Origin of the sequence: Actinoplanes hulinensis (assembly GCF_019429605.1) — a bacterium.
Classification (GTDB): Bacteria; Actinomycetota; Actinomycetes; order Mycobacteriales; family Micromonosporaceae; genus Actinoplanes; species Actinoplanes campanulatus.
The window spans coordinates 62,706-86,310 of record NZ_JAHXZI010000001.1 but is presented as its reverse complement, the minus strand read 5'-3'; the positions used below and the strand labels follow the sequence as shown (position 1 = coordinate 86,310).

Annotated in this window: 28 protein-coding genes; 9 read left to right on the top strand and 19 right to left on the bottom strand. The window is 68.4% G+C overall.

Annotation, left to right across the window (positions count from 1 at the left end; all coding sequences use genetic code 11):
- Window positions 1-71 precede the first annotated feature (71 nt).
- The gene (locus KZ829_RS00445; protein ID WP_220141903.1) at window positions 72-1,001 is read right to left on the bottom strand and encodes a phosphotransferase; all 930 of its coding nucleotides are present in this window, start codon (window positions 999-1,001) and stop codon (window positions 72-74) included.
- A 121-nt stretch (window positions 1,002-1,122) separates the two neighbouring features.
- Between KZ829_RS00445 and KZ829_RS00440 the strand changes: the two genes are divergently transcribed.
- Together KZ829_RS00440 and KZ829_RS00435 are read left to right on the top strand one after the other, a co-directional pair.
- The gene (locus KZ829_RS00440) at window positions 1,123-1,314 is read left to right on the top strand and encodes a hypothetical protein (RefSeq protein ID WP_220141902.1); all 192 of its coding nucleotides are present in this window, start codon (window positions 1,123-1,125) and stop codon (window positions 1,312-1,314) included.
- A 97-nt stretch (window positions 1,315-1,411) separates the two neighbouring features.
- A complete protein-coding gene (locus KZ829_RS00435) occupies window positions 1,412-2,275 on the top strand; it encodes a DMT family transporter (RefSeq protein WP_220141901.1) in 864 nt (287 codons plus the stop codon).
- Here KZ829_RS00435 and KZ829_RS00430 read toward each other — a convergent pair.
- Complete coding sequence (locus tag KZ829_RS00430) at window positions 2,247-3,377, bottom strand: HAMP domain-containing sensor histidine kinase (RefSeq protein ID WP_220141900.1); 1,131 nt, start codon at window positions 3,375-3,377, stop codon at window positions 2,247-2,249. The genes KZ829_RS00435 and KZ829_RS00430 overlap by 29 nt on opposite strands.
- Complete coding sequence (locus tag KZ829_RS00425) at window positions 3,374-4,030, bottom strand: response regulator transcription factor (RefSeq protein WP_183224775.1); 657 nt, start codon at window positions 4,028-4,030, stop codon at window positions 3,374-3,376. The genes KZ829_RS00430 and KZ829_RS00425 overlap by 4 nt, the downstream gene beginning before the upstream one ends.
- 123 nt (window positions 4,031-4,153) lie before the next feature.
- Between KZ829_RS00425 and KZ829_RS42565 the strand changes: the two genes are divergently transcribed.
- The 4 genes from KZ829_RS42565 to KZ829_RS00410 are packed head-to-tail and all read left to right on the top strand — an operon-like array spanning window position 4,154 to window position 7,614.
- Entirely contained in the window at window positions 4,154-4,714 is a 561-nt protein-coding gene (locus KZ829_RS42565; RefSeq protein ID WP_246634877.1) for a hypothetical protein, read from the top strand.
- On the top strand, window positions 4,711-5,772 hold the full coding sequence (locus KZ829_RS00420; protein ID WP_308285281.1) for a peptidoglycan-binding protein: 1,062 nt from the start codon (window positions 4,711-4,713) through the stop codon (window positions 5,770-5,772). Before KZ829_RS42565 ends, KZ829_RS00420 begins: the two co-directional genes overlap by 4 nt.
- On the top strand, window positions 5,769-6,428 hold the full coding sequence (locus tag KZ829_RS00415; protein WP_220141898.1) for an ABC transporter ATP-binding protein: 660 nt from the start codon (window positions 5,769-5,771) through the stop codon (window positions 6,426-6,428). Before KZ829_RS00420 ends, KZ829_RS00415 begins: the two co-directional genes overlap by 4 nt.
- A gap of 1 nt (window position 6,429) precedes the next feature.
- A complete protein-coding gene (locus tag KZ829_RS00410) occupies window positions 6,430-7,614 on the top strand; it encodes an ABC transporter permease (RefSeq protein ID WP_220141897.1) in 1,185 nt (394 codons plus the stop codon).
- 166 nt (window positions 7,615-7,780) lie between these two features.
- Here the strand turns inward: KZ829_RS00410 and KZ829_RS00405 are convergent, their stop codons facing one another.
- The 3 genes from KZ829_RS00405 to KZ829_RS00395 form a co-directional block, all read right to left on the bottom strand.
- Window positions 7,781-8,656: an SPFH domain-containing protein gene (locus KZ829_RS00405; protein WP_220141896.1), complete on the bottom strand. Its 876-nt coding sequence runs from the start codon at window positions 8,654-8,656 to the stop codon at window positions 7,781-7,783.
- 238 nt (window positions 8,657-8,894) lie between these two features.
- Window positions 8,895-9,929 (bottom strand): hypothetical protein, encoded by a 1,035-nt coding sequence (locus tag KZ829_RS00400; protein ID WP_220141895.1) that lies wholly within the window; start codon window positions 9,927-9,929, stop codon window positions 8,895-8,897.
- A gap of 103 nt (window positions 9,930-10,032) precedes the next feature.
- Window positions 10,033-10,542 (bottom strand): DUF2637 domain-containing protein, encoded by a 510-nt coding sequence (locus tag KZ829_RS00395; RefSeq protein ID WP_220141894.1) that lies wholly within the window; start codon window positions 10,540-10,542, stop codon window positions 10,033-10,035.
- A 618-nt stretch (window positions 10,543-11,160) separates the two neighbouring features.
- Between KZ829_RS00395 and KZ829_RS00390 the strand changes: the two genes are divergently transcribed.
- The gene (locus KZ829_RS00390; RefSeq protein ID WP_220141893.1) at window positions 11,161-12,588 is read left to right on the top strand and encodes an AAA family ATPase; all 1,428 of its coding nucleotides are present in this window, start codon (window positions 11,161-11,163) and stop codon (window positions 12,586-12,588) included.
- A gap of 1,470 nt (window positions 12,589-14,058) precedes the next feature.
- On the opposite strand, the gene KZ829_RS00385 is transcribed toward KZ829_RS00390, so the two are convergent.
- The 12 genes from KZ829_RS00385 to KZ829_RS00335 form a co-directional block, all read right to left on the bottom strand.
- Window positions 14,059-15,939 (bottom strand): ATP-binding protein, encoded by a 1,881-nt coding sequence (locus KZ829_RS00385; protein ID WP_220141892.1) that lies wholly within the window; start codon window positions 15,937-15,939, stop codon window positions 14,059-14,061.
- Complete coding sequence (locus tag KZ829_RS00380) at window positions 15,939-16,760, bottom strand: deazapurine DNA modification protein DpdA family protein (RefSeq protein ID WP_220141891.1); 822 nt, start codon at window positions 16,758-16,760, stop codon at window positions 15,939-15,941. The genes KZ829_RS00385 and KZ829_RS00380 overlap by 1 nt, the downstream gene beginning before the upstream one ends.
- The gene (locus KZ829_RS00375) at window positions 16,757-17,458 is read right to left on the bottom strand and encodes a hypothetical protein (protein WP_220141890.1); all 702 of its coding nucleotides are present in this window, start codon (window positions 17,456-17,458) and stop codon (window positions 16,757-16,759) included. The genes KZ829_RS00380 and KZ829_RS00375 overlap by 4 nt, the downstream gene beginning before the upstream one ends.
- Window positions 17,459-17,652: 194 nt before the next feature.
- Window positions 17,653-18,546, bottom strand: a complete 894-nt coding sequence (locus tag KZ829_RS44365; RefSeq protein WP_308285280.1) for a DUF2637 domain-containing protein — start codon at window positions 18,544-18,546, stop codon at window positions 17,653-17,655.
- Between the two features lie 142 nt (window positions 18,547-18,688).
- The gene (locus tag KZ829_RS00365; RefSeq protein ID WP_220141889.1) at window positions 18,689-18,838 is read right to left on the bottom strand and encodes a hypothetical protein; all 150 of its coding nucleotides are present in this window, start codon (window positions 18,836-18,838) and stop codon (window positions 18,689-18,691) included.
- Window positions 18,835-18,966: a hypothetical protein gene (locus tag KZ829_RS43750; protein WP_281428009.1), complete on the bottom strand. Its 132-nt coding sequence runs from the start codon at window positions 18,964-18,966 to the stop codon at window positions 18,835-18,837. Before KZ829_RS43750 ends, KZ829_RS00365 begins: the two co-directional genes overlap by 4 nt.
- A 93-nt stretch (window positions 18,967-19,059) precedes the next feature.
- Window positions 19,060-19,239 carry a DUF951 domain-containing protein gene (locus KZ829_RS00360; RefSeq protein ID WP_220141888.1) on the bottom strand — a complete coding sequence of 60 codons (180 nt, stop codon included), beginning with the start codon at window positions 19,237-19,239 and terminating at the stop codon, window positions 19,060-19,062.
- Window positions 19,239-19,634 carry a hypothetical protein gene (locus KZ829_RS00355; RefSeq protein ID WP_220141887.1) on the bottom strand — a complete coding sequence of 132 codons (396 nt, stop codon included), beginning with the start codon at window positions 19,632-19,634 and terminating at the stop codon, window positions 19,239-19,241. The genes KZ829_RS00360 and KZ829_RS00355 overlap by 1 nt, the downstream gene beginning before the upstream one ends.
- A gap of 25 nt (window positions 19,635-19,659) precedes the next feature.
- Window positions 19,660-19,932 (bottom strand): hypothetical protein, encoded by a 273-nt coding sequence (locus tag KZ829_RS00350; protein WP_220141886.1) that lies wholly within the window; start codon window positions 19,930-19,932, stop codon window positions 19,660-19,662.
- Between the two features lie 261 nt (window positions 19,933-20,193).
- Window positions 20,194-20,574: a hypothetical protein gene (locus KZ829_RS00345; protein ID WP_220141885.1), complete on the bottom strand. Its 381-nt coding sequence runs from the start codon at window positions 20,572-20,574 to the stop codon at window positions 20,194-20,196.
- Window positions 20,571-20,750: a hypothetical protein gene (locus tag KZ829_RS00340; RefSeq protein ID WP_220141884.1), complete on the bottom strand. Its 180-nt coding sequence runs from the start codon at window positions 20,748-20,750 to the stop codon at window positions 20,571-20,573. Before KZ829_RS00340 ends, KZ829_RS00345 begins: the two co-directional genes overlap by 4 nt.
- Entirely contained in the window at window positions 20,750-20,971 is a 222-nt protein-coding gene (locus KZ829_RS00335; protein ID WP_220141883.1) for a helix-turn-helix domain-containing protein, read from the bottom strand. The genes KZ829_RS00340 and KZ829_RS00335 overlap by 1 nt, the downstream gene beginning before the upstream one ends.
- Before the next feature lie 179 nt (window positions 20,972-21,150).
- Between KZ829_RS00335 and KZ829_RS00330 the strand changes: the two genes are divergently transcribed.
- Both KZ829_RS00330 and cutA read left to right on the top strand, forming a co-directional pair.
- Window positions 21,151-21,768, top strand: a complete 618-nt coding sequence (locus tag KZ829_RS00330) for a helix-turn-helix transcriptional regulator (RefSeq protein WP_220141882.1) — start codon at window positions 21,151-21,153, stop codon at window positions 21,766-21,768.
- Window positions 21,765-22,091 carry a divalent-cation tolerance protein CutA gene (gene cutA, locus KZ829_RS00325; RefSeq protein WP_220141881.1) on the top strand — a complete coding sequence of 109 codons (327 nt, stop codon included), beginning with the start codon at window positions 21,765-21,767 and terminating at the stop codon, window positions 22,089-22,091. The genes KZ829_RS00330 and cutA overlap by 4 nt, the downstream gene beginning before the upstream one ends.
- On the opposite strand, the gene KZ829_RS00320 is transcribed toward cutA, so the two are convergent.
- Window positions 22,088-23,602 carry a tyrosine-type recombinase/integrase gene (locus KZ829_RS00320; protein WP_220141880.1) on the bottom strand — a complete coding sequence of 505 codons (1,515 nt, stop codon included), beginning with the start codon at window positions 23,600-23,602 and terminating at the stop codon, window positions 22,088-22,090. The genes cutA and KZ829_RS00320 overlap by 4 nt on opposite strands.
- Window positions 23,603-23,605: the final 3 nt, after the last annotated feature.

Sequence of the window (23,605 nt, the reverse complement as noted above, 5' to 3'; positions counted from 1 at the left end):
TTTCCTTGCGCGGGATCCGTTCCCTTTCCTTGCGCGGGATCCGTTCTTTTCCTTGCGTGGGCTCCGTCGCGTCAGTCGCCGAGGGCGTCGCGCAACCAGGGCAGCAGGGCGTCGCCCTGGAAGCGCTGGAAGGCGCGGACCGTCGGCAGGCCCGGTGGTGGCGCGAGGCGGGAGCGGTGCTGGAAGTAGGCGGCGGCGCCCGCGAACACACCCACCACGGCGTCGCGGTCGACGCCGCCGAGCAGCGGGCCGGGATCGCCGCCGTGCACGATCACGTTGATCGCCAGCAGCACGGAGTCGAGCCAGGCGGGGCCCACGCAACCCCATGGCCAGTCGATGAAGACCAGTCGGCCGTCGGCCCGGACCAGGATGTTGTCTGCCCGCAGATCGGCGTGCACCATGGTCTGCCCGCTGGACAACGCGGCGATGCCGTGGTCGGCGGCCGCGCGCAGCGCGCCGAGCCGGCGTGCGGCCCAGGGGTCGAGGTCGTCGGGCGGCGCGGCGGCGATCAGGTCCCACGAGGCGAAGTCGGCGGCGAGTCGCCCGGCCGCCGTCGGCAGGCCGGGCACCGGCGCCGGGGTCAGCGCGGCGGCCAGGTCGCGCAGCGCGGCCGCGGCCGCGTCGATCTCCGCGGCCACCCACGGGACGCGTGGGTGGGTGCCCGCCACGTCCTCCAGCACCAGGACCACCCAGGCGCCGTCGTCGAAGCCGCCCAGCATCCGCGGCACCGGCGCGTGCTCCGGCAGGGCGGCGGTGATCCGCAGCTCACGGCGGGCGAGGTCGGCCGACTCCTGGTTGAGCGCCGGGGTGACGGCCTTGACGAAGGCCTGGGCCCCGGACGCGGTGCGGACCCGGTCGGCGGTGCCGGGGGAGAAGCCACCCGGCTGGGAGGCCGCCGCGACGACCGGGCCGCCGCCGATGATCTCCTCCACCGCGTGCTGGACCGAGCCGGGCAGATCCGCCCAGCCGATCCGCGTGCCACCCGCCGCCGCCGTTGTCATGCCGGGGATCGTGGCAGGCCGCGGACGAGCCGCGAAACAGATTTTCGCCACCCTGTGGACAAGGTCCCGGCGGTCTGTGGACGAGCGTGGAACTGTCGTACCCGTGGGTGAGGATGCGGGTATGAGCGAGGCGTACGTGAGGCGAGACGGATCCGGGCGGCGGGCGGCCCCGCGGGTGGCGCGGGACGCGCGGCGGGAGGCGGCCAGCCGCCGGGCGCACGGCACGGTGGAGCGCAACGTGGCCCGGCCGGCCCGGGCACGCGCCCGCGCCACGGCGCGGCGGAGCCGGGTTATCGCCGACGATTCCGGGTAGATCCTGCCGGTTCAGAGCGATCCGATGCGGTCGGCGCTCGGTATCGTCGATGGTAAGGACCGGTCTTGGTCGGCCGCGCGACAGCGAGGTGGGGGCGATGGGATCGCTGGGGTGGGCCGTCGTGCTCTCCGTGCTGTCCGCGGCCGCCTACGCCGGCGCCGCGGTGGCGCAGGAGAGGCTGGCCGGGCGCGGGCATCGCGGCCGGTCCCGGTGGGCGGTCGCGTTGCTGCTCACCGGGACCGGGGTGGCGCTGCACCTGCTGGCGCTGAATTTCGGCACGGTCGCCGTGGTGCAGGCCCTCGGCACGCTCACCCTGCTGTTCGCGCTGCCCATCCAGGTGATCCGCTATCACACCCGGCTCAGCCGGGCGGCCTGGCTGGAGGCGGCCATGACGGTGGCCGGGCTGGCGCTGATCCTGTCGCTGTCGGTGGAGTCGGAGGCCCCGGCGCTGCTGACCGAGCCGGCGGTGGAGGTGGTCGGGGCGGTCACCGCCGGGGTGGTGTTCGCCTGCTCGCTGGCCGGGTGGCGGTCCGGTCCGCGGATGCGGGCGGTGCTGCTGGCGGCGGCCGCCGGGACGGCCTTCGGGATCGCCTCGGTGCTGTCCAAGGCGGTGCTGGCGGCCTTCACCACGGGCGGGCTCGCGGCGGTGTCCGTGACCGCCGCGACACTGGTCGGCGCGTTCTCGGTCACCGGCTACGCGATCGGCCAGCTGTCCTATCGCGGGGCCGGGCTGGCCGCGCCACTGGCCACGGTGAGCGTGACGAATCCGCTGGTCGCGGCGTTCGCCGGCGCTCTCCTGTTCGAGGAGAGGGCACGGTTCGGGGCGGCCGGGCTGGTCGCCGTGGGCGCCGCGGCGCTGATCATGGGGTGGGGCGTGGTGGGCCTGGCGCGGCGGTCCGCCGCCTCGTCCGGGACCGGGGTCCCGGAGCCGGTCAGGGGGCCCGGGGGAGAAGGACGGTGACGATCAGCCCGCCCTCGTCGCGGGCGTCGGCGTGGACCCGGCCGTGGTGGGCCTCGACGACCGACCGGACGATCGACAGACCCAGCCCGGCGCCGGGCCCGGCCAGGCGTTCCCGGTGGTAGCGGTGGAACGGCTGGAAGAGGCCGGGCACCTCGTAGCGGGGGACCACCGGGCCGGAGTTGGCGACCCGCAGTTCCACCCAGCCGTCCGGCCGGGTGCGGGTGGACACCTGCACCCAGCCGTTCTCCGGCACGTTGTGCCGGACGCCGTTCTCCACCAGGTTCTGCACCAGGCGCTCCAGCAGCACCGGGTCGCCCAGCACGGCGGCCTCGCCCGGTTCGGCGACGACCTTGACGGTGTCCGCGACGGCCACGTGGTCGACGATGTCGGCGAGGTCCACGTAGGAGCGCTCGCTCACCTCGCGCTCGGAACGGGCCAGCAGCAGGAGGCCGTCGATCAGCCGCCCGTGCCGGTCGTTGATGGCGAGCAGCGTGGCGCCTAGCTGCCGCACCTCGGGTGAGACGGTCTCCGGCTCCAGCGCCACCTCGAGCAGCGTCCGGTTCAGGGTGAGCGGGGTGCGCAGCTCGTGCGAGGCGTTCGCGATGAACCGCCGCTGCCCGTCGAGCGACCGGTCCAGCCGGGCCAGCATCAGGTCGAACGTGTCGGCCAGCTGTTTCAGCTCGTCGTTCGGCCCGTCCAGGGCGATCCGCTCGTGCAGGCCACGGTCGGCGGCGGGGGACTCGGCGATGCGCCGGGCCGTCTCGGTGATGGTGTGCAGCGGGTGCAGCATCCGGCCGGCGATCAGCCAGCCCAGCGCGATCGTCGCGGCGCTCACCACGGCCAGGGCTATCGCCCCCTGGGTCAGCACCGTGTATAGGGTGCCGGCCTGGAAGCCCTCGACGGTCTGCCGGGTGACCGCGTCGGGGTGCGCGGCGCCCACCCCCGCCTCCAGCTTGACCGATTCCCCGGTGAAGTTGCCCTCGAACACCATGGGCGCCCGACGGTCGATCAGGATGTAGATGACCGCCAGCAGCACCATCCCGGCGGCCACGAACAGGCCGCCGTAGACGAGGGTGAGACGGCCGCGCACGGTGAGTCTCATCGGATCCGGTACCCCACTCCCGGCTCGGTCAGCACCACCGGGGGATCGCCCAGTTTGCGGCGCAACTTGAGGATCGTCATCCGGACGGCGTGGGTGAACGGGTCGGCGTTCTCGTCCCACGCCTTCTCCAGCAGCATCTCGGCCGACACCGCGGTGCCGTCGGCGCGCAGCAGTTCGGCCAGCACGGCGAACTCCTTGCGGGACAGCGGCACGTACCGGCCGTCGCGGTGCACCTCCCGCCGGTACGGGTCGAGGCTGATCCCGGCCCGGCGCAGCACCGGCGGAGCGGCCGGCCGGGCCCGCCGCCCCAGGGCCGCGACCCGCGCCGACAGCTCCCGGAAGGCGAAGGGCTTCGGCAGGTAGTCGTCGGCGCCGAGGGCCAGCCCGGACACCCGGTCGTCGATCCCGGCCGCGGCGGTCAGCATCAGCACCCGGATGTCGGCCTTGCGCTCGGCGAGCACCTCGCACACCTTGTCGCCGTGCACCACCGGCACGTCCCGGTCGAGGATCACGACGTCGTAATCGTTGACGTCGATGCGTTCCAGCGCGGACCCGCCGTCGTAGACGACGTCGACCGCGTGCGCCTCCCGGCGCAGACCCTGCGCCACCGCGTCGGCGAGCAGGGGCTCGTCTTCCACCACCAGGATCCGCATGTCTCCATCTTGAACCGGTTCGCTGTCAACTCGGCGTCATCGTTTTCCGTGACGGCCGGGATACGCGCCCACCGCTTGACTTCGGTGCGTGGCGGCCGACCGGCCGCCGGCTGAGGAGACGAGATGAGAACCAGGACGGTGCTCGCGCTCGGCGTCCTGCTCGCGGTGATGACGGCGGGATGTTCGACGGGCCAGGACGACAATCCGGCGGTGGCCACCGCCGCCAGCGGCGATCCGGGCCCGGTGAGCAGCGCGGCGGCCGACAACGGCCCCGATCCGGACGCATCGCTCAAGTACGCCAAGTGCATGCGCGAGCAGGGGCTGGAGTGGTTCCCGGACCCGAAGGCGGACGGCCGGATGGAGGTCGCGGTCCCGCAGACCGTCGACATGGACGTCATGCAGGAGGCGGAGAAGGTCTGCAAGAAGTTCCTGCCCAACGGCGGCGAGCCCCCGCCGCGTACCGCGGAGGACATCGAGCAGGAGCGCAAGTTCTCCCAGTGCATGCGCGACAACGGGGTGAGCAACTACCCGGACCCGAACGAGAAGGGCGAGATCGCCATCGACGGCTCGAAGCTCGGCACCGGCCCCGGCGACCCCACCTTCGACGCCGCCGAGAAGGCGTGTGCCAAGTACCACGACGGCCAGGGCATCCGCAACGAGCACCACGAGGGGGGTACGACGTGAGACGGAGCCGGAAATGGACGACGGCCGCGGTGGCGGTGGTCCTGGTGACCGGCGGCGCCGCCGCCTTCCTGCTGGCCGGCCTGCCGGAGACCGAGGGCAACGGCGCGCGGGCGAGCAGCGCCGCCACCACGGCGACCGCGGACATCACCCGGCAGACACTGATCGACAGGGAGCGTCACGACGGCTCCCTCGGGTACGGCGACGCCGTGGGCCTCGCCACCCGGCTGTCCGGCACCGTGACCTGGCTGCCCGCCGAAGGCGCCACCATCAAGCGGGGCAGGCCGCTCCACCGGCTCGACAACGACCCGGTGGTCCTGCTGTACGGAACCCTGCCGGCGTACCGCGCGCTCTCCCCGGGACTCGACGGCCCCGACGTGAAGCAGTTCGAGAGAAACCTGTGGGCACTCGGCTACCGCGGCTTCACCGTCGACGGCGACTACACCTCGTCGACGGCGGCCGCGGTCGAGGACTGGCAGGAGGATCTCGGCCTGGACGAGACCGGCACCGTCGAACTGGGCCGCATCGTCTACGCCACCGGCGCGATCCGGGTCGCCGACCGGTCCGTCGAGGTCGGCGCGACCGCTCAGCCCGGCACCGAACTGCTCACCACCACCGGAACCGGGCGGGTCGCCACGGTCGAACTCGAGATGAGCGACCAGCGGCTGGCCAAGAAGGGCACCAAGGTCGACGTGACCCTGCCGGACGGCAAGGCGGTCACCGGCCACATCATCGACGTGGGGACGACCATCGAAACGGCCGACAACCCCACCGAGGAGGACCGGACCACGATCAATGTGACGATCGGGTTCGACCAGGCTCCACAAGGGCTGGAAGAAGCCTCGGTGGGCGTACAGTTTGTCGCCTCTCAGCGGGAGAACGTGCTCACCGTGCCGGTCAACGCCCTGCTCGCGCTCGCCGAAGGCGGATATGGGCTGCAGATCGTCGACGGCACCGGCAGCCGCATCGTGGCGGTCGAGACCGGCCTGTTCGCCGACGGCCGCGTCGAGATCACCGGCGACGGCCTCACCGAGGGCACGAAGGTGGGTGTCCCGGCATGAGCCCGGTCATCGAGCTGGCCGAGGTCACCAGGAGCTACCCGGGCGGGGTCCACGCGCTGCGGTCCGTCGACCTCAGCGTCGACCAGGGTGAGCTGATCGCCATCGTCGGCCCGTCCGGCTCCGGCAAATCCACCATGCTCAACGTCATCGGTACCCTCGACCGGCCCACCACCGGCACCGTACGCATCGACGGGCACGACGTGGCGCGGCTCTCCGACCGGCAGCTCTCCGCACTGCGGGCGAACCGGATCGGATTCGTCTTCCAGTCCTTCCACCTGGCCCCCGGCCGTGACGCGGTCGCCAACGTCGCCGACGGGCTCCTCTACGCCGGACTGCCGAAGAGGGAACGGGAACGGCGTGCGGAAGCCGCCCTCGTCCGGGTCGGTCTCGGCGACCGGCTCGGACACCGCCCCCACCAGCTGTCCGGCGGTGAACGGCAGCGGGTCGCCGTCGCCCGCGCCGTCGCCGGCGACCCCGCGGTGCTCCTCGCCGACGAACCCACCGGAAACCTCGACACCGCCTCCGGCCAGGGCGTCATGGACCTGCTGCGGGAACTCAACGCGGCCGGCACCACCGTCCTGGTCATCACCCACGACCACGACATCGCCGACACGCTGCCCCGGCAGGTGCCGATGCGCGACGGGCGGGTGGTCTGAGATGGCTCTGCTCCGCCCGGCCCGGCTACGCCCCTCCGACCTGCTGCGCCTCGGCGGCTACGGCCTCCGCTCCCGGCCGCTGCGGGCGGTGCTGTCCGCGCTCGGCATCGCCATCGGCATCGCCGCGATGGTCGCCGTCGTCGGCATCTCCTCCTCCAGCCAGGCCGACCTGGACCGCAAACTCGCCGCCCTCGGCACCAACATGCTGCGCGTCTCGCCCGGCCACACCATGATGGGCGACGACGCCACCCTGCCCGATGACGCCCTCTCCATGATCAAAAGGGTGGGGCCGGTCATCGCGGCCACCGCCACCGGCAGCGTCACCGACACCTCCGTCTACCGCAGCGACCGGATCCCCGAACAGGAGACCGGCGGTCTGTCCGTCCTCGCGGCGCAGCTCGACCTGCTCGAGACGGTCGGCGCCACGATGGCCGACGGCACCTGGCTCAACGCGGCCACCGCCAGGTACCCGGCCGTCGTGCTCGGCTCCGGCGCGGCACGCCGCCTCGGCGACGTTCCGACCGTCTACATCGACGGCCGCTGGTACAGCGTGATCGGCGTCCTCGACAGCGTCCCGCTCGCCCCCGAACTCGACACCGCCGTCCTCATCGGCTGGGACGCCGCCAGGTCGTACCTCGGCTTCGACGGGCATTTCACCACCGTCTACACGCGGGCCGTGGAATCCCAGATCGAGGCCGTCAAGGCCGTCCTCGGGCGGACCGCCAACCCGCAGAGTCCCGAGGAGGTCGACGTCTCCCGCCCCTCCGACGCGCTCGTCGCCAAAAGGACCGCCAACGCCAGCTTCACCGCGCTGCTGCTCGGTCTCGGTGGCGTCGCACTGCTCGTCGGCGGCATCGGCGTCGCCAACACCATGGTCATCTCCGTGCTGGAACGCCGCTCCGAGATCGGGCTGCGCCGCTCCCTCGGCGCCACCCGCGGCCAGATCCGCACCCAGTTCGTCTCCGAGGCACTGCTGCTGTCCCTGCTCGGCGGCGCCGGCGGCGTCCTCGGCGGATTCGCGGTCACCGCCGTCTACGCCGGCACCCAGGACTGGCCGACCGTCGTACCACCCTGGGCGATCGCCGGTGGGCTCAGCGCCACCCTCGCCATCGGCGCCGTCGCCGGCCTCTACCCGGCCATCCGGGCGGCCCGGCTGGCCCCCACCGAAGCGCTCGCCGCCGCCTGACGATCGAACCGGCGGTGGCGTTCCGCCGGTTCGATCCGACCTGGGAGCGTTCCCGTACCGATGATCGAAGCGATCGATCGCGATGGCGCCAACCAGACGCCCGCGCTCGATTCCGTACGGATCAGGGTCCGTTGGGTTTCGGGTTTTCGATCCTCTCGCGGCCCGCTCAGTCCGACTGGACCGGGCGGGTCAGCGAGACCGAGCCGCCCATGCACAGGCCCGGCTCCTTGCCCAGCTTCTCGGCGATCTGCAGACAGCGCGCCACCTGGTCGACACTCGCATCGGTGCGGGTGATCTCCGCCCGGGTCTTCGCGTTCGCCTTGTCGATCTCCAGGTTCCGGGCCTCGAGGATCTTCTGACCGTACGCGGCGATCGCCTGCGTCGTCGGCTCGTCGTACCGCGGCGACTCGAACGCCACCGACTTCACCACGATCTCGTCACCCAGCGCGGTGGTCAGCGCCTTGATCAACGGATCCTTGTACGTCTTGTTCAGATCCGGCGCCGGAGCGTCCCCGCTCGTCACGTCCACCGAACCCAGCGGATCGAACGAGGCGAAGATCGACGTCAGTGAACCGTTGATCTGCGGATTCACCCGTCGCTCCACGAACACCTCGAACCGGGTCTTCCCGCCCACCTCGCGGTAGGCCGCCCAGTTCTCCGGCGCCTTCTCCGACTTCGCCGACCACTCGATCTGCACCGGAATGCACGCCCGCCGCTGCGCCGCGATCGTCACCCACACACACTGGTCACCCAGATGCGCGTACGTCTGACCCGACGCGTCCCACTCGTCGATGTCCTGCCAGGGCGCCGTCCACTGCAGGCCGGCGCCCGTCGTCCGGCCCGTCGGCTTTCCCCAGCTCGTGACGATGCCCACGTTCCGCGTCGGCACCACCGAGATGCACGACCCCACGATGAACGCCAGCGACAGGAACAGACCGATACCGAACGTGGCCCACGCCCCACGGCGCACCCGATCGGCCTTACCGAACACCGCGGTGGCCAGCGCGAACAGGGCGACCGCGGCCAGAAGGACACCGAACACGAACAACGTAATCAGAACTCCCGATCCATCTTCATCTGGTTGCCACGAAGATAGATCGGCAGGTCAAAGCGCGCCCGGCAGGATTCGAACCTGCGACCCACGGATTAGAAGTGGCTCCGCCTCTCTGGTCTGGACCCTCTAGCAGCAACTACATAGGCACGTCGATGTCTCGGAGCCCCCGGAAACTCGCCGTTGGCCTGTGGTTCGCTCCACATGTGGCTCCACGATCTTTGTCCAGCTATCGGTCCCACAGGTGTACGGTTTCTCCGGTCCTGAGCGGCTTGCCATCAGGACCCTTGATGTGAGGGTTGATCCAGATTGGCCGATGTACGCCGCGGCTTGGGTACCACTGCTGGCGCCAATGCCCACGGACCATCCATCGGCAGGTGTATTCGCGGCTGGCCGAGTCGTCCTGCGCCGCCTCGTGGTCGCGCTCCAGGCGCCGGAGGTGAAGTACGCGCACGGCGTGGATATCTAGCCCCGCCTTCTGCGCTCGGCGCCGGACGGCCCTGCTCGGCTCCAGTTCCTCGACATCCGCGATCTGCGGCTGGCTCATCAGGAGCCAAGCGGCGCGTAGCGTCTGGCTCCAAGGCGCGAACTCATCCAGCTTTGCATCATGGCTGGCGCCAGGCTCGTAGCTCGCCTTCCTCTCGCTGCCGTAGCCGATGATCGCTTCATTGTCCCAGTTCAATGGGCCAGACAGAGACCGAATGCGCGTACGTTCCCGTTCACGCAGCGGCCGACCGGCGAGTTCGGCGGCCTGCCGCTCCAAACCGTCGAGGTCGACGGGTGTATAGAAGGTGATCCAGACACCGCCCCGCGGAAAACCGGGGCGGCTGTATTGTCCCCAGCTCACCGCGACTATTGGGAACCGCTCCGGTGCAGGGCCATCAGTGTTGAGGTAGGAACCGATGGGCTGGGCGAAGACCATGAACCCGGTTGGGGCTGGGAGGTCCTCCGGTTCGAGGCGGAAATCCGGAAGAGATTCACCAGCGACCACCGCCAAGCGCGTCATCTCTGCGGTGACCGCGTAGAGATCCGCACCAGTAAGCCGCTCGTACTCCTGCTCACACAGCGTCCGGGCGGCTCCCTCGGGATTTCGCGACGGTGGGATGAACGAGCCCCGGCCTGCCGCGATCACCTTCGCAGTCCGAGAGATCTCGAACGGCGTCCGCATCTGTGCAGCCAGCGCCGCCCGCAGATCGGGGACCTGAGCAGGATCAGGCGCATTCCACGGCGTCGTGCGAATGCTGGCCGAAGGGTCCGACGACATCTCCACCTCCAAATCGAGATTTCTCGATAGTCGCGCGTCCTGCGGCCTCGCCTCAACCACGGGTCTTGGTGCGGGCTCCCTCGGGGCGCCCGCACCAAGACCCTCAAGCGGTGAGCTTCGCCAGCTCCCGATTCAGTCGGCGCCTGCCCGACTTCGCCAGCCGCTCGGCCGCCTCCTTGTTCGCCGCCCGCGTCGCCTTCGCCTTCTCAGCCGCCGCGGCCCGCTTCGCTACCCGCTCCCGCTCGACGTCGACCTCGCGGCCCTGCATCCGGTCCGACAGCCACTCGCTGAACACGAACAGCGCCACGATCAGCACCCCGTACACCCGCTCACCTACCGTGCTCCCGGCGAACACGTTGCACGCCAGGCTCAGCAGTCCGGCCGCAACCTGAACCCGGAACCCCAGCCGGCGGGTGTCGCGGCTGAAAGCCGCGCCGCGCATGACCATGCCGATCACCGCGATCCCGTCGATCGCGAACGGCGTCGTCCACGCCTGCCAGCCGTGCAGGTCGAGCTTGTGGCTCGCCTCGATGACGTGAGTGAAACTCACGGCCAGGGCGCCGAAGAAGTAGAGCTTCACGATCAGCTTGACCACCTGGTACTTGACGTTCACTGCTGCTCCTACGCGGGAACGGAGCACGCTCAATGGGTGCTGCTGGACGCTCCCGCTTACGTGAGTGCCGGGGCCTCGAACCCCCGGTGGCTGCCAGCCACTCGGACCCATGCACGCCGGCTCCGGCTTCCGCTCGCCTACCCGCACGTGCTGGGGGTCTTCGCGGCCCTGTGGTTTCGCCTGTGATGAGGGCTGTCGCTGTGTAGTTGTGGGGGTTGGTGTCGCGCTGTAGCTGGCCCAGTCCCGACCTGACGGGCGGGGGCGGGGCAAGGTTCGCCGAAGGCGACCGCGCAGCGGCTTGGCCTTGCCCCGCCCCCGACTGTCAGGTAGCCCGTAGGGAGCTATTGCGCGACACCAACCCCCACAACTGGCCCCTGGCATGACTAACGGCTTGCAACCGCAACCAGTGCACGGACCAGGCGGAGAGCGCACTGGTCGGTGTCATCAAAATGAGGCTTTCTCGGCTGGCCCGAAGGTTGTTGGAGCCAGCAACGCCAGCCGGCCTTCGGACGCAGATACCAGTAGGACGAAGATTTCGCATCGTCCGATATGGCGCTGTCGCTGGCGCTGTCCCTCTGTCTAGGCTCCGAAGACCAGAAGACGTAGAAGATCATTGAGATGGACGAAATGACCGAGCTACCACGGATCAGGCGCAAGACCCGGATGATCGTGATCTCTGTCGAGGGATACAAGTCGATCAGGGACGAAACCAAGATCGAGCTTAGGCCGCTAACAATTATCGCTGGAACCAACAGTTCCGGGAAATCTAGCTTTATGCAGGCGCTGCTGCTGTTAAAGCAAACGCTTGAGGCACAGTTCGATCCAGGCGCACTGCTTCTAAATGGTCCGAACGTGGCCCTTACATCGGCTGATCAGATGTTCAGCAAGGGTCGATCGAAGTCCGAAGTTGCAAAGATTTTTTCGGTGGGCCTTCAATTCGACAGGCGACAGATTAGACTGTCGTTTCAGCGCGCATCCGGGCAGCCAGTTGGTCTCGAATCCATGCAAGTCGCCGTGAGTGGTGAGCAGTACACGGTCCGCGAAGGTATCGTCGATGAACGGCTACTCGAAGTTCTCCGACCGCAGGGCGAAGCGGCGCTGCCCCGTTCATTGTCCAATGAGGACGGATACGAGTTAGTCGCCCGCGCGAGTCGGAACAGATGCTTTCTGTTCTTCGACCTAGAATTTCAGCGCGAGGGGAAAATGTATGGCGCGCTCCGAACGGATCGTAGCCCTCTCAACGTCGCTGCAATTCGCACCAGATTACTCGAAGTAATCCATGTGCCGGGATTGCGCGGAAACCCGGAGCGGGTTTACCCGCGGTCAGCGTTCGGCGGACAGTTTCCGGGAACATTTGAGCAATACGTCGCAAGCATTATCCATAAGTGGCAGGACTCTAAGCTGGCGGCGGATCAAAATCGCTTAGCGATGCTTAATAGTCACCTGGAAATGCTTGGATTAACTTGGAAGATCGCCGCGAAGGCTCCGAACGATACCAGCGTTGAGTTATTGGTCGGGCGACTTCCGCACGCTCAGCGCAGCGGCGCCCACGACCTAGTGAACATCGCAGACGTAGGTTTCGGTGTTTCGCAGACTCTGCCAGTGCTCGTGGCGCTCGTGGCCGCACGCCCCGGGCAGATCGTCTATTTAGAGCAGCCGGAGATTCATTTGCACCCACGTGCCCAAACTCATCTCGCGGCTATCCTCGCCGAACACGCCGAGCGCGGCGTGATCGTTGTCACGGAGACCCACAGTTCGCTTCTCATTCGAGGCGTCCAGACGGCAATAGCGACTGAAAAGATCCGTTCACGCGACGTAGCTCTTCACTGGTTCACTCGATCGCCCGAGGATGGCTTCTCCCAGGTTTCAACAGCTCAGCCAGACCCCATCGGCCGCTTCTACGACTGGCCGGCTGACTTCGATGACGTTGCGATGGAGGCAGACATGGCTTACTTAGACGCGGCCGACCGTAGGCAGGATGAGCTCGAAGCGGCGGAGGCCGCCGCGGCAGAGTTGGATGGGCTGGCGGAGGGCGCCGTCGAGTGACCAGCCAGAGGACATGGTCACCAGGAATGCGCTCTGCAGTAGTGGATGCCTGCGTCGCGAAGTCGGCGACGGAAGGCAACCACCCCTACTCAGGGCAGGCGCGGTCTGCGCTTATGCAGCTTCAGCGATCTAAGGCTCACGTCCTATTCTCAGAAAGTGTAATAGCGGAGTGGCAGAGGCATGCTTCAGCGTTTTCTGTGCGATGGCGTGCCGCCATGGAGTCGCGCGGTCTTGCAATCCGGGTCAAGGATAGACCCAATCGACTTTTGCGGAAGATGATCAGAAACACGTTGCAGGATTCGGCTGACGTGGCCGCTCTCCTAAAGGACGTTCATCTTCTAGAGTTAGCCATTTCATATACCTGCGCGGTGATTTCGAGCGACAATCGATCAGGTCGCTTGGCCGCTGAGGTTGCGGCCGCTCACGATCCGATCAAACGCGTTCAATGGATCAGCCCGCATACCATGGAGAACCAATGCCACGCATGGATTGAGGGCGGTCTTGTCGATAGCGATGTCGGCATTTTGCGAGATTCGCAGAAGGCTCGGTCCAGAATCCGGCCCCGGCAAGGTGCAGTCGTGCCAGAGCAGCGGCGGGGGCGCGCTAATCAACAAGCCTGAGGCGATACTGCGGATTGGCACTATCTCGACGCCAAAACAATTTGACGTTCATGACTGCTCCTCTGTGAGAGTAGCGGGCCGCGAGTGCTCCACCCGGTCGGTCGGCCCATGCACCAGCACCAACACCTACAGGTGTTGACCTTGAATCGAGCGCAGCTCGATCCGATCTTGGCGACGCGCGAAGCGTCGTCGCCCCACCGCAACCACCCACCCACCGCACTAACCCACCCACCTCAACCACCAACCCACACCCACAACACCCACCCACCTACTGCTCACCCACCCTGCCCTGCCCATACCAAACCCCAACCACGATCAAATAGCGAAGCTTGATTGTGGTTGGGGTTTGGTATGGGCTGCCCTGGGCAGGGTGGGTGAGCAGCCACAACGCCCAGCAAAACCCATCCCAAAACCCGGTCTAAAACCCTTCCGGTCACGGCGGGTTTTAGGCGGGTTCTAGCCGGGTTTTAGCCTGCACTCGACGTGTGCTCCCGGGGCGGCTCATGTCCGGCGATCGTTGCTGTCGCCCCTCAAGGCCGGGGCCGGCCGAGAAGCCCGGTAGGAGCTGCCGCAAGCGGCAGCCGTTCCTTCTAGGGCTAGCACCCTGGCTACACCGCCCCGTCTCCCGGTCAAGGGGTCCGAAACATCTTGGCCGCCCTTCGGGCCGCTTCGCTCGGCCAACATCTTTCGGCCTGATCCCTTGACCGCGAGCCTCTCGGGGCGGTGAGGGCGCCAGTAAAGGCGGCGGGCACAGCCGCCGCCTCGCCCCAACGGGCGCTAGCAAACCCGCCGGAATGCCCGCCAGGGCCTCCACAGCCCTGGCGGGCATTCCGGCGGCTACCGCCTAGAACTAGAACAAGACCGGCCCGCGGGCGGTCGGCTGACCACCCGGCTCTACGCTGCTCTCCGGTTCGGGCCGCGGCCGGGGCCGGCGCTTCGGCGGCAGTGCGGCTGCTACCCGCGCTGCCTCGATAGCTGCCCTCGCCTCGCGAACCGCGGGCACGTCCGGCAGCCCGAACGAAAGCCGCGACAGCGCGGCCGCAACCTTCGCGTACCGGCCCGCCGAGATCAGCACGAATTCGCCCACACCCAGTGTGCGCAGCAATTGCGGGTTCACCTTGAACGCGTGCTGTCGCCGGGCGACACCTTGCAGCTTGAGCGTGTTGTCGGTGTCGTAGTCGGCGCCGCCCTCCGTCACCCGCTCCGTGCCGGCCAGCTTCGCGATCGGTTCGGCCTGTTCACTCTGCCGATAGCTCAGCACCACAGCGTTGGTCGACAGTGCCGACCAGGTGTGCCCGCCCCCGAACCCGGTCGGGTCCTGGGCGGTCAACACGCTGTAGGCGCCCGCGTCCCGGTTCCGTTCGACCTGGTTGACGAACTCGCGGCCTATCACCGGATCTCCGGATACCGCCCCGGCTTCCTCGATGACGATGACCACCGGCCGCGGCTGACCGTCCGGGCCGACCTGCCGCCGCCGCGGGTCCACCAGGTACGAACCGAAGTCCCGCAGGATCAGCCGCATCAGCGCCGTTGCCGCCTCGGGGCGGCTGACCGTGGGCAGCTCGATACACGCGATGTCGGCGTCCTCGAATGCCCAGCCGCCCGCGGTCTCCGGGCCGATCCAGCCGCGCAGGTGGATCGCCAGCGACGCGTACCGCATCAGCGCGCCGCCGAGGTCGTTGGAGTTGAACGCGTCGACCAGCTCGGCCACCCGCGGATCGCGGGAGTTCTTGGCCAGGTTCGCCAACCGTCCACGCACTAGCGAATACACCAGGTCCGGTAGCGCGTCCACGGCCTGGCCCTGCTCCGCGTTGAGCTCGAGTGCCAACGCCACCAGGGTGTTCGCGACCGCTGCCCAGTACCGGTCTCCCCATTCCTCGATGCGGATCAGCCGGTCACGTACCTCAGTCGTCGGGCCGCGCATCGGATCGTAGGGCGCCGTCCGAGCGGTCAGCGACCGGAACCGCAACCCATGCTCCTCGGCGACCGCAGCCAGCCGCGGCGCCACCGACTTACCCGCGGACGGCGGCTCCTTGCACGTCAGGTAGATCACCTGACGGCCGTGCTTCGCTGCCCACTCCGCGATCTCCAAGGCTGTCTCGGTCTTGCCCAACCCGGTCGCTCCCAGGATCAACAGGTGCCGGTTGTCGGGGTGCCGCATCGGCAGCCGAGTGCGGCCGTGCGTGCGCCACGGGCCGCGTAGGTCGCCGCGCTGGAATCGGCCCAGGATCGGGCCGTTCTCGTCACCCAAACCGACCGTGAACGGCCAGGCGGCGATCGCCACCGGCCGCCGCCCAGCGTGCCGGGCACGTTGTGCGGCGTGCGTGACGACCAGGCGGCGTCGCTCCTCGCACCGCAGGCGATGCTCCCGCTCGTCGGCGCCGTCGAACGGCGACCGCTCCCTGTGCCGCTGCGTGGCCAGCCACAACAGGCCGCCGAGCGCCGGGCCGATCACCAGGCCGACACCGGTCACCGTCGCCCACTCCGCTCCGGTTGCCGGCCGGTCCGAAAGCCGCACCAGCCAAGCGCCGATGCGCTGCCACGCTGTCCAGTACGACAGCATTGACAGCGCCCACCACGACATCAGTGAGCCGAGCAACACTGCTGTTCCTGCGATCAGGCGGTCCGGCCAGCGGCGCCGCAACGCCAGGTAGGCCAGCCCGGTTATCGCGGCGGCCACCGGCAGCGCCAGCGCGAACAGCACCCCGCATGTCCAGCGGAAAGCACGCACTAGGCCACCCCCGCCAGATCAAACAGTGTCGATTGAACGAAACTGGCGTGGTCAGCGCCTTCGAGCAGCGGCCGGATGTGCTGTTCATGCCACTGGTAGGCATAACGCGGACAGTTCGCACAGTTCTTGTGACCGGTGCAATCCGCCAACGCTGGCCGGCGGCGAGCAGTGAACGACCAGGCCAGCGAATCGGCCGAGGCCAGCAGCGCTCCGAAGCGCTGTAATCCCTTGACCTTGAAACCGAACCCGTGTAGCCGCGTGACACCGATGCTGTGCAGGTTCGCCAAGATTCGGCCCGCGTCGTCGGTGGCCTGGCGTCGACACACCGTGCCGACCCCGACCAGCGATCCGTCGGCCAGGTTGACGCCGGCCCGGTCATACGCGTCTGCGCACCACAGGTATTCGTCCGGTGTCCAGCCCTGCACCACCCGCTTGATCAGGTCGGCCGGTAGGTCCGCGGCGACGGCGAGATCCCGGAGCCGGCAGTAGTTGTCCACCGTCAGCCGTTGATGCTGGCGCACCGTCAGGCCGGTCTTGGCCAGGATCCACGGCTCGCACATCCAGTCCTGCGGAGCCACCCACTCCAGCCTGCCGATCTCGTCGTAGTAACGGCGCACCCGGGCGATGTACTGCTGTGGAGTCGGCCCCTGCTCCCAACTGCCGTACGTCGACAGTTCCGTGAACCCGCCCGAGTCCAAAGCCCACGGCATCGCCGCTCGGGGCATCCGGCGGTAGCCCCGCAGCCGACGATCCGAGATGAACAGCGGGACCTGGGCCGAGCCCAGCCATGCGGGATGGTGGCTCCCGAGCAGGAATTTCACCTCGCCACCTCGCTCGGCATGTCGATGATGGACAGCGCGCCGATCCGGTCGGCGCTGATCTGCCGATGCGTCAACGTGGTCCGGGCGTTGCGCTCGGCCGCGGCCACCGCGTTTCGGACCTCGTTACCGGCTACCGCGTACAGGGTCACTGCGTAGTTGGTCAGCAGTTCCTCCACGATCCGGACCAGCCGCGCGGGAGCCTTCACATTGCGCTCGACCTCGATCGCCACCCGCGTGCCCTGCTCGTAGGTGGCCACGCCGTCCGGCACGTGCACCCGATCCCGTGGGCTTTGCCCGCGACGGGCCAATCCCAGCGCGTCAAGATCCGACCGGAAGGCTCGCTCCGACTCCCACGCCACCAACCGGCCGAGCGACGGCGACGGCCGGCCCTCCAGTACCAGCCGCAGCCGAGACACCTCGCACTGATGCATCGCCGTCACGGTCGCCGTCTCACGAAAACCATCGACGCCAGCGAGCGCGGCCCCAGCCCTCGACAGCCGCACGATCCGTGGCACACCGTTGACGAACCTACGCACGTCGGCATAGCCGGCGCGCTGCCACCGGGTGACCATGCCACGTAGCCGCCGCGGAGAGGGCCGCTGCCCGGCAGCCGTCCACGCCGTCCCTGGCATCCGCCGCAGCAAGGGACCCAGGTCGTCCTCGTAAACGGCCTTCATGTCGGACAGCCAGCGGAACACCGCCAGATCCCGCTCGGTAAGCCGGACCTGTCCAGCGTCCGAGCGGGGTCGCCGCCGCGGCGAAGCCGGAGCGGCGACACACCTGTCGCAGCGGTCCACGTCGGGCGGCAGCGGGGTGGACGCCCCGCAGCCGGCACACTCGCGCCACACGTTGGTCTCCGGGCTGGTCACGTATGCCACCTTCGCGAGGCTGGTCACTGGGTCACCTGCTCGGATAGCGACCGGATCCGGCTGCCCAGCTCGACCAGGCACACGGAGGCGACGATGACCAGGCCGTCAACGGTCAGCGGGATCAGGTAGGGGCTGGCGCCGGTCTCGCCGTATCGGGCGATCACGTCTGCCATGTGCCAGTACGACACCCACGCCGCGATCCCGGCGATCACCGCGGTCGCGACCAGCCGCACGGTCGCCAGCCAGCGGCGGTGCACCGGCACCCGGGAGATCAGCTCGACAGTGAACAGCAGCGCCAGCGGCGGCCACGCCGCGATCGTCTGGCTGATCGGGTTGTCCACGGCGTGCAGCACGTTGGCCACCGTCGAGGCGACCACGCCCAACGTCAGCGCGGCACGTACACCCCACCGGATCCGCTTGTGTTGCGCCAGCGAACCGTCAGCGGGAGCCATGACCCTGGCGGCGGTCGGCTGGTCGGCTGCCACTGCCTCGGCGGCCTGCTCTCGGAGGTCGGCGGCCTCCTCCGGGTCGCTTACGCGCTCGGCGCGGCGTAGCAGGTCACCTTGCCACGCTGCTCGGGCCTCGGCTGATCCCCATCCCCGCCCGGCGGCCGGATCCGTGTTGTCCTCGCCGCTGGGGCTGTCGTCGCTGGTCACGGGCTCGGCACGCTCGGCACGTTCGGCAGGATCGGCCAAGTCGGCAAGCTCGGCAAGATCCGCGCCAACCTCGGCCACTCGCTCGCGGCTCCACCGCACGCTCATCCCGAACGCCTCGCCCACCTCGGCCGGGGTCATCGGCATGCCGGCGCTGACGCTCTCGCGGTACATGACCCGCGCGGCCTGCCGCCGTGCGGGTAGCGGCAACGCTTTACGGGCCGCCGCGGCTTCCTGTTCTGCAACTGCGGTCTGCTGACTCACGTCGAACCTCTCCACGTTGATCCGGGATTTGCGGGGAGGTTGAGGCGACTGCTACTCGTCCCAACCCCTCTTGCCCGCCGGACTGTCCGGCGGCCACCGCGGGCGCCCGGTCGGGGAAGTGACCGGGCGACCACGGAAGCCGTCAGCGCCTACGCGTGACGCCCTCGTCGCGGGCCTGCTGGTACTGCCGTGCCCGCGGGTACTTCGCAGCGCGGTCGGTGTACGGCCGCGACTCCGAATCGATCGTTGCCATCAGCTGCTTGGTCTGCGGGTCCTTCGGTCGGCGGCTCACGGCCGGGATTCCTGCCGGTTGCGGCGCTCGTCGGCCAGCCGCTGCGCCTCACGCATCGTGGTTTCGCGCTGGTCCTTGTTGCGTTGCTTGACCTCGGTGTGCTGGTTGTTCAGCCACTTGTCGGACATGATTGGGGCCTCTCCTTGAGGGGTTAGAGCTGAAAGGGGAGACCGGGGCGCGACCAGGTTTTCCAGGCCGTTGGTCGCGCTCCGGGTTGACGCCTACCTGCGCCAGTAGTTGTCCTGCCGGCCGCAGCCGTTGCAGGCGATCCGCACGTCCCGCGCCGTCTCGACACGTCGGAAGCTGCTGCTGCCGCAGCCGTGCGGCTCCTCCGGTTCGATGAACGTCCGCACGGACGAACCCGTGCCCGGCGTCCTGTTCTGCTGCCTGCGCTTGCCCATCAGGGCCTCCGCCCGGGGATTCCGAGGACGGCCGCGACCTGGGCGCACTCTCCCGCGCTGATACCGATCGGGGTCTTGCCGTCCCGCCCGGTCGCCTCGTAGAGGTCACGCTGCCCGCGCGCCCATTCGCTCCAGCGGGCGGCCGCCTCCTCCACGGTCACGCCCAAGGCGGCAGCGATGGTCACTCGATCGGCACCGGCGAGAGCCGCACGATGCGTCTGCGTCGGAAGCCACCGCGTCAGCCAGTGCGCCAGCGCCGCCATGGTGGCCAGCTCCTGGATCTCACCGTCCGCCGTGCGTCCGACCTTGCCGACCGAGTCGGCCCACCGGCGGGACAGCTCGTATGCGCCAACCCTCGTCGCGTCCTCGAAGGTCCGGATCCGAACGTCGTTCATCACGGTGCCTTCTTCCATGAGCCGGTCAGAAAAGGGGTTGCTCTTCAAATCCGTCCGGCAACGTCAGCCGACGAGGGCTCTTGCGTTCGGTCTGCCGCGCCGCCGGGTTGGACTGGCACAGGTTGTCCGCGTGCACCCGGTACCGGACGCCGCGGATCTCGACGATCACGAACGGCCACTCCGCGGTGCTCTTGACCTTCCCGGACGGCCGCAGGTAGCAGATCCGGTGACAGCCCAACGTCCGCGGCTCCAACCACACCGTGTCGTCCATGCCGAGAGCGTCGAATCGCTTGATCACGGTCCTTGCCTCCTCACAAGCGGGAGAGGAACGGCGGGTTTGCTAGCGCCCGTTGGGGCGAGGCGGCGGCTGTGCCTGCCGCCTTTACTGGCGCCGTCACCGCCCCGAGAGGCTCGCGGTCAAGGGATCAGGCCGAAAGATGTTGGCCGAGCGAAGCGGCCCGAAGGGCGGCCAAGATGTTTCGGACCCCTTGACCGGGAGACGGGGCGGTGTAGCCAGGGTGCTAGCCCTAGAAGGAACGGCTGCCGCTTGCGGCAGCTCCTACCGGGCTTCTCGGCCGGCCCCGGCCTTGAGGGGCGGGCCTAGCCCGCTGCCCGGCAGAACAGGCTGCACTCTGCGCATCTCACCGCGGCGCCGCTGCCCGTGCGACGATGAGCCTCCGGGGTTCGGGCCGGCTGCTACCCGGTCCGAACCTCCGCCCTGACTCGCCCACCGCCGCATCCGTCGCTCGTGGTACCGCCGGGCCACGGCGAGGATCTCATCGCCGTGGGCGTACAGCTCAGCGTCGCTGAACGCCGACAACTCCGCCTCGTAGACCGCGCCGGGCGGCGGCCCGAACTCCACCGCCGCGCTGCGCACGGTCAGCCGCGGCCGACCGGTCACCAGCTCACAGGCCACGTCCCAGAGAAGCCGCCCGTTCATTTGCGGCCTTTCTCCACGTACTGACGGTCCGGCCGCAACATCACCATTAGGAAGCCGACCAAGAACGCGACCGCACCCGCGATCACAAGGTCAAGCTTGACCGGCATCCGGCTCGCCACCATGAGCACCACGACGGTCGCGACTACACCGCCCGCGGCGGACTCCAACACGCGCATCACGCCACGCTCCCGATGGGCCGCTCGATCGCGGCGGCCGCGATCGCGGCCGCCTCCATCTCGTCAATCGCCTTTGCCGGCACTACGTACCGACCGCGGACCTTGATCGCCGGAAACTCACCCGCGCGAATCGCGCGGTAGACCGTCGGCTCTGACAGGCCGAGCAGTTCGGCAGCCTCCGCCACGGTGAAGAAGCGCCTGTCAGCTCCTGCTGACTCCACGCTTAGACCTAACACGGGACCCTCCTCTACCCTCAAGCCCTAAGGACCTATAAGTCCCTAGTAGGGACTTCTGCTTCCCATGATGGGGACGGAAGCGTCTGGTGTCAAGGACTAATAAGACCGCAGTGAACCCACAGGGTCCCCTAGAGCGGGACCAAAACGTCCCCGATGATGGAGGGGTGCAGATCGAGATGATGGCCGAAGTGCTACGACGTAGGCGTACCGAACTGGGGATGTCCCAGGCAGACCTAGCAGCCCTTGCTCGCGTAGATAAGCGTCAAATCAGGCGGTACGAAGCTGCGGAGCAGCAGCCGGTTCTGTCGGTCGCCGTCGCGATCGCTGACGCATTAAAGATCTCCGTGGGGGAGCTAGCCGGAATTCCCACCCACGGCGTCAAGCTCTCGGGAGAGTGGTGGGCGTCGTGGCAGACCTCGAAGGACGGGGAGGAGGTCATCACGCTTCAGGAGGTCCGCTTCCGCCAGCAAGGTGACCTGCTTGACGTTGAGACGACGACGCGCGGCAATGTCACAGTCGAAGAGGGCGGATACCACTGGCGCGGCGAGCTTCGTCTATGGGACAACGAGGTATTGATGGGCTGGTACGCCGCTGCTGACGGGTCCGTCCGGTCCAAGGGGACGATGTACTTCATCCTTCACCCTCACGGCCAGTGGATGTCCGGCCGCTGGGTAGGCATGAGTTACGACGGAAAGATCGTCACAGGCTGGGGCGCAATGGCGCGTGAAAAGGTCCGAGCCACGGAGATCATTGCTGAGTTGAAGGGGCAGGGGCTGACATGACGACCGAGGTCTGCGAAGTGATCATCACGGCGCCGAATGCCGACTGGCTGGCGAACTTCACTCGGAAACTGATCGACGAGCGCCTGAGCGCATGCGGCCACAACATCGCGGCCATCCGATCCATCTACCGGTGGAGAGGTGATGTTCATGATGAGGAAGAGGCCCGGGTTGCTCTCCACACGCGGCTTGACCTCGTCCCGGCGATCATCGAGCGCGCCAACCAAGAACATCCCTACGAGACGCCGTGCGTAATAGCTCTTCCGATCGCCGCTGGAAGTCCCGCGTACATCCAGTGGATCTTGGACGAGACATCGCCTGCCTAGCAGGCAGCGACTCGCGCTCGTTTCCCCCGGGAGGTACGCACCGCACCTTCCGCGGACAGCTCTGCAATTGCTCGGTGAGCCGTGCTCACCGCGACTCCATATCGGGCTGCGAGATCGGCTACCGCGGGCACCGCGTCACCCGGCGCCAGTGCGCCACATCGGATGGCGCCGCGGACGTCTTCGGCAATGCGCCGGTACGGCGCCGAGTCCTCGGCGGCGGTCCGAGGAGCGGGCACGACCACCTGGCCGACGTCGACCCCGGCCGGAAGCTCCGGCATCCGGCCGGCGAGCGCGCCTGCGGCGCGCTGGTCCGCCTCGGCCACCCACGCGCTGTAGACCCGTAGCGTCGTGGCGCCGCCGCCGCCGTGCCCGAGGCGACCGGCTACGGTTCGAACGTCGACGCCCGCCGCAATCAGCTCAGTTGCGGAGTAGTGGCGAAGCTGGTGAAGGTTCATGTCCCAGCCCAACCGCAGACACATCCGTGTGTATCGCTGGCCCACCGAATCCGGTTTGAGCCACGTGCTGCCGTCCGGCGAGCGAGAGAACACCCGAGCGGTCGGCGGAAGGTCGATATCGAGGGCTTCGGCCTGATCCTCGCAGCGCTGCCGATAGGCACGCAGCAGGGCCATGGTCCCGTCATCCAGCGTGATGTGCCGCCGCTGGTGGGTCTTCGTGTCCTTCTCCCACGTCCTGGAGCCGAGCTGCGCGATGCTCGAACGGATCGTGACAACACCGGTGCCAAAGTCGAGCCTGTCCCACGACAGCGCGCACACCTCGCCGCGGCGGGCTCCCGTCATCAGCGCGACCCAGACGAGCATCCCCCAATCGGGATCCCGCCACGCCTCGTTGGCGATGCGCGCCGCCTGCTCTGGGCTCGGAGGCTGTGGATCCGGCGCGCCGGCGGCCGGCGGATCCACCTGATCCATCGGGTTCGTGCCCAGCCAGCGCCACCGCACCGCCCGGGCGCACGCCCCCTTCAAGACTGCGTGGATCTGTCGGATCGAGTTGTCCGCCAACGGGCTGCACACGTGCAGTCGGCACCGGTCGTCGCACTCATGCTCCTGCGTGACTCGGTGCTCCACGAATCGCCGCCCGCGGCAGTGTGCGCGGCACGCGCGCAACTGCGCGTAGAAGGAATCGAGGGTCTCCCCGTCAAGGCGACCGAGGGGGAGATGGCCGAGAAGCGGCCGGATGTGGTTCCGGGCGTATCCCTCGTAGGTGACACGCGTTGTTTCGTCGATATCGACCAGCTCGAAGTACCGATCTATGAGCCGGTCGACAGTCGCTTTCGTCTTCGGGTTGCGCTTCTCGTCAACCTCGCTCAGTAACCGCGTGCGTACCTTTTCCGCCTGCTTCGCGGCTGTCGGACCGGCCGGCACAGTCTCAACGAGGTAGTGGCGCTTTTTCGACACGGGGTCGATGCCCGCATAGACCCGCACCCTGAGCGACCCGCTGGGCAGCGTCTCAATCTCGCCGCGCGAGCGGCGACGTGCCTTCGATCCGGTCGGCATGGA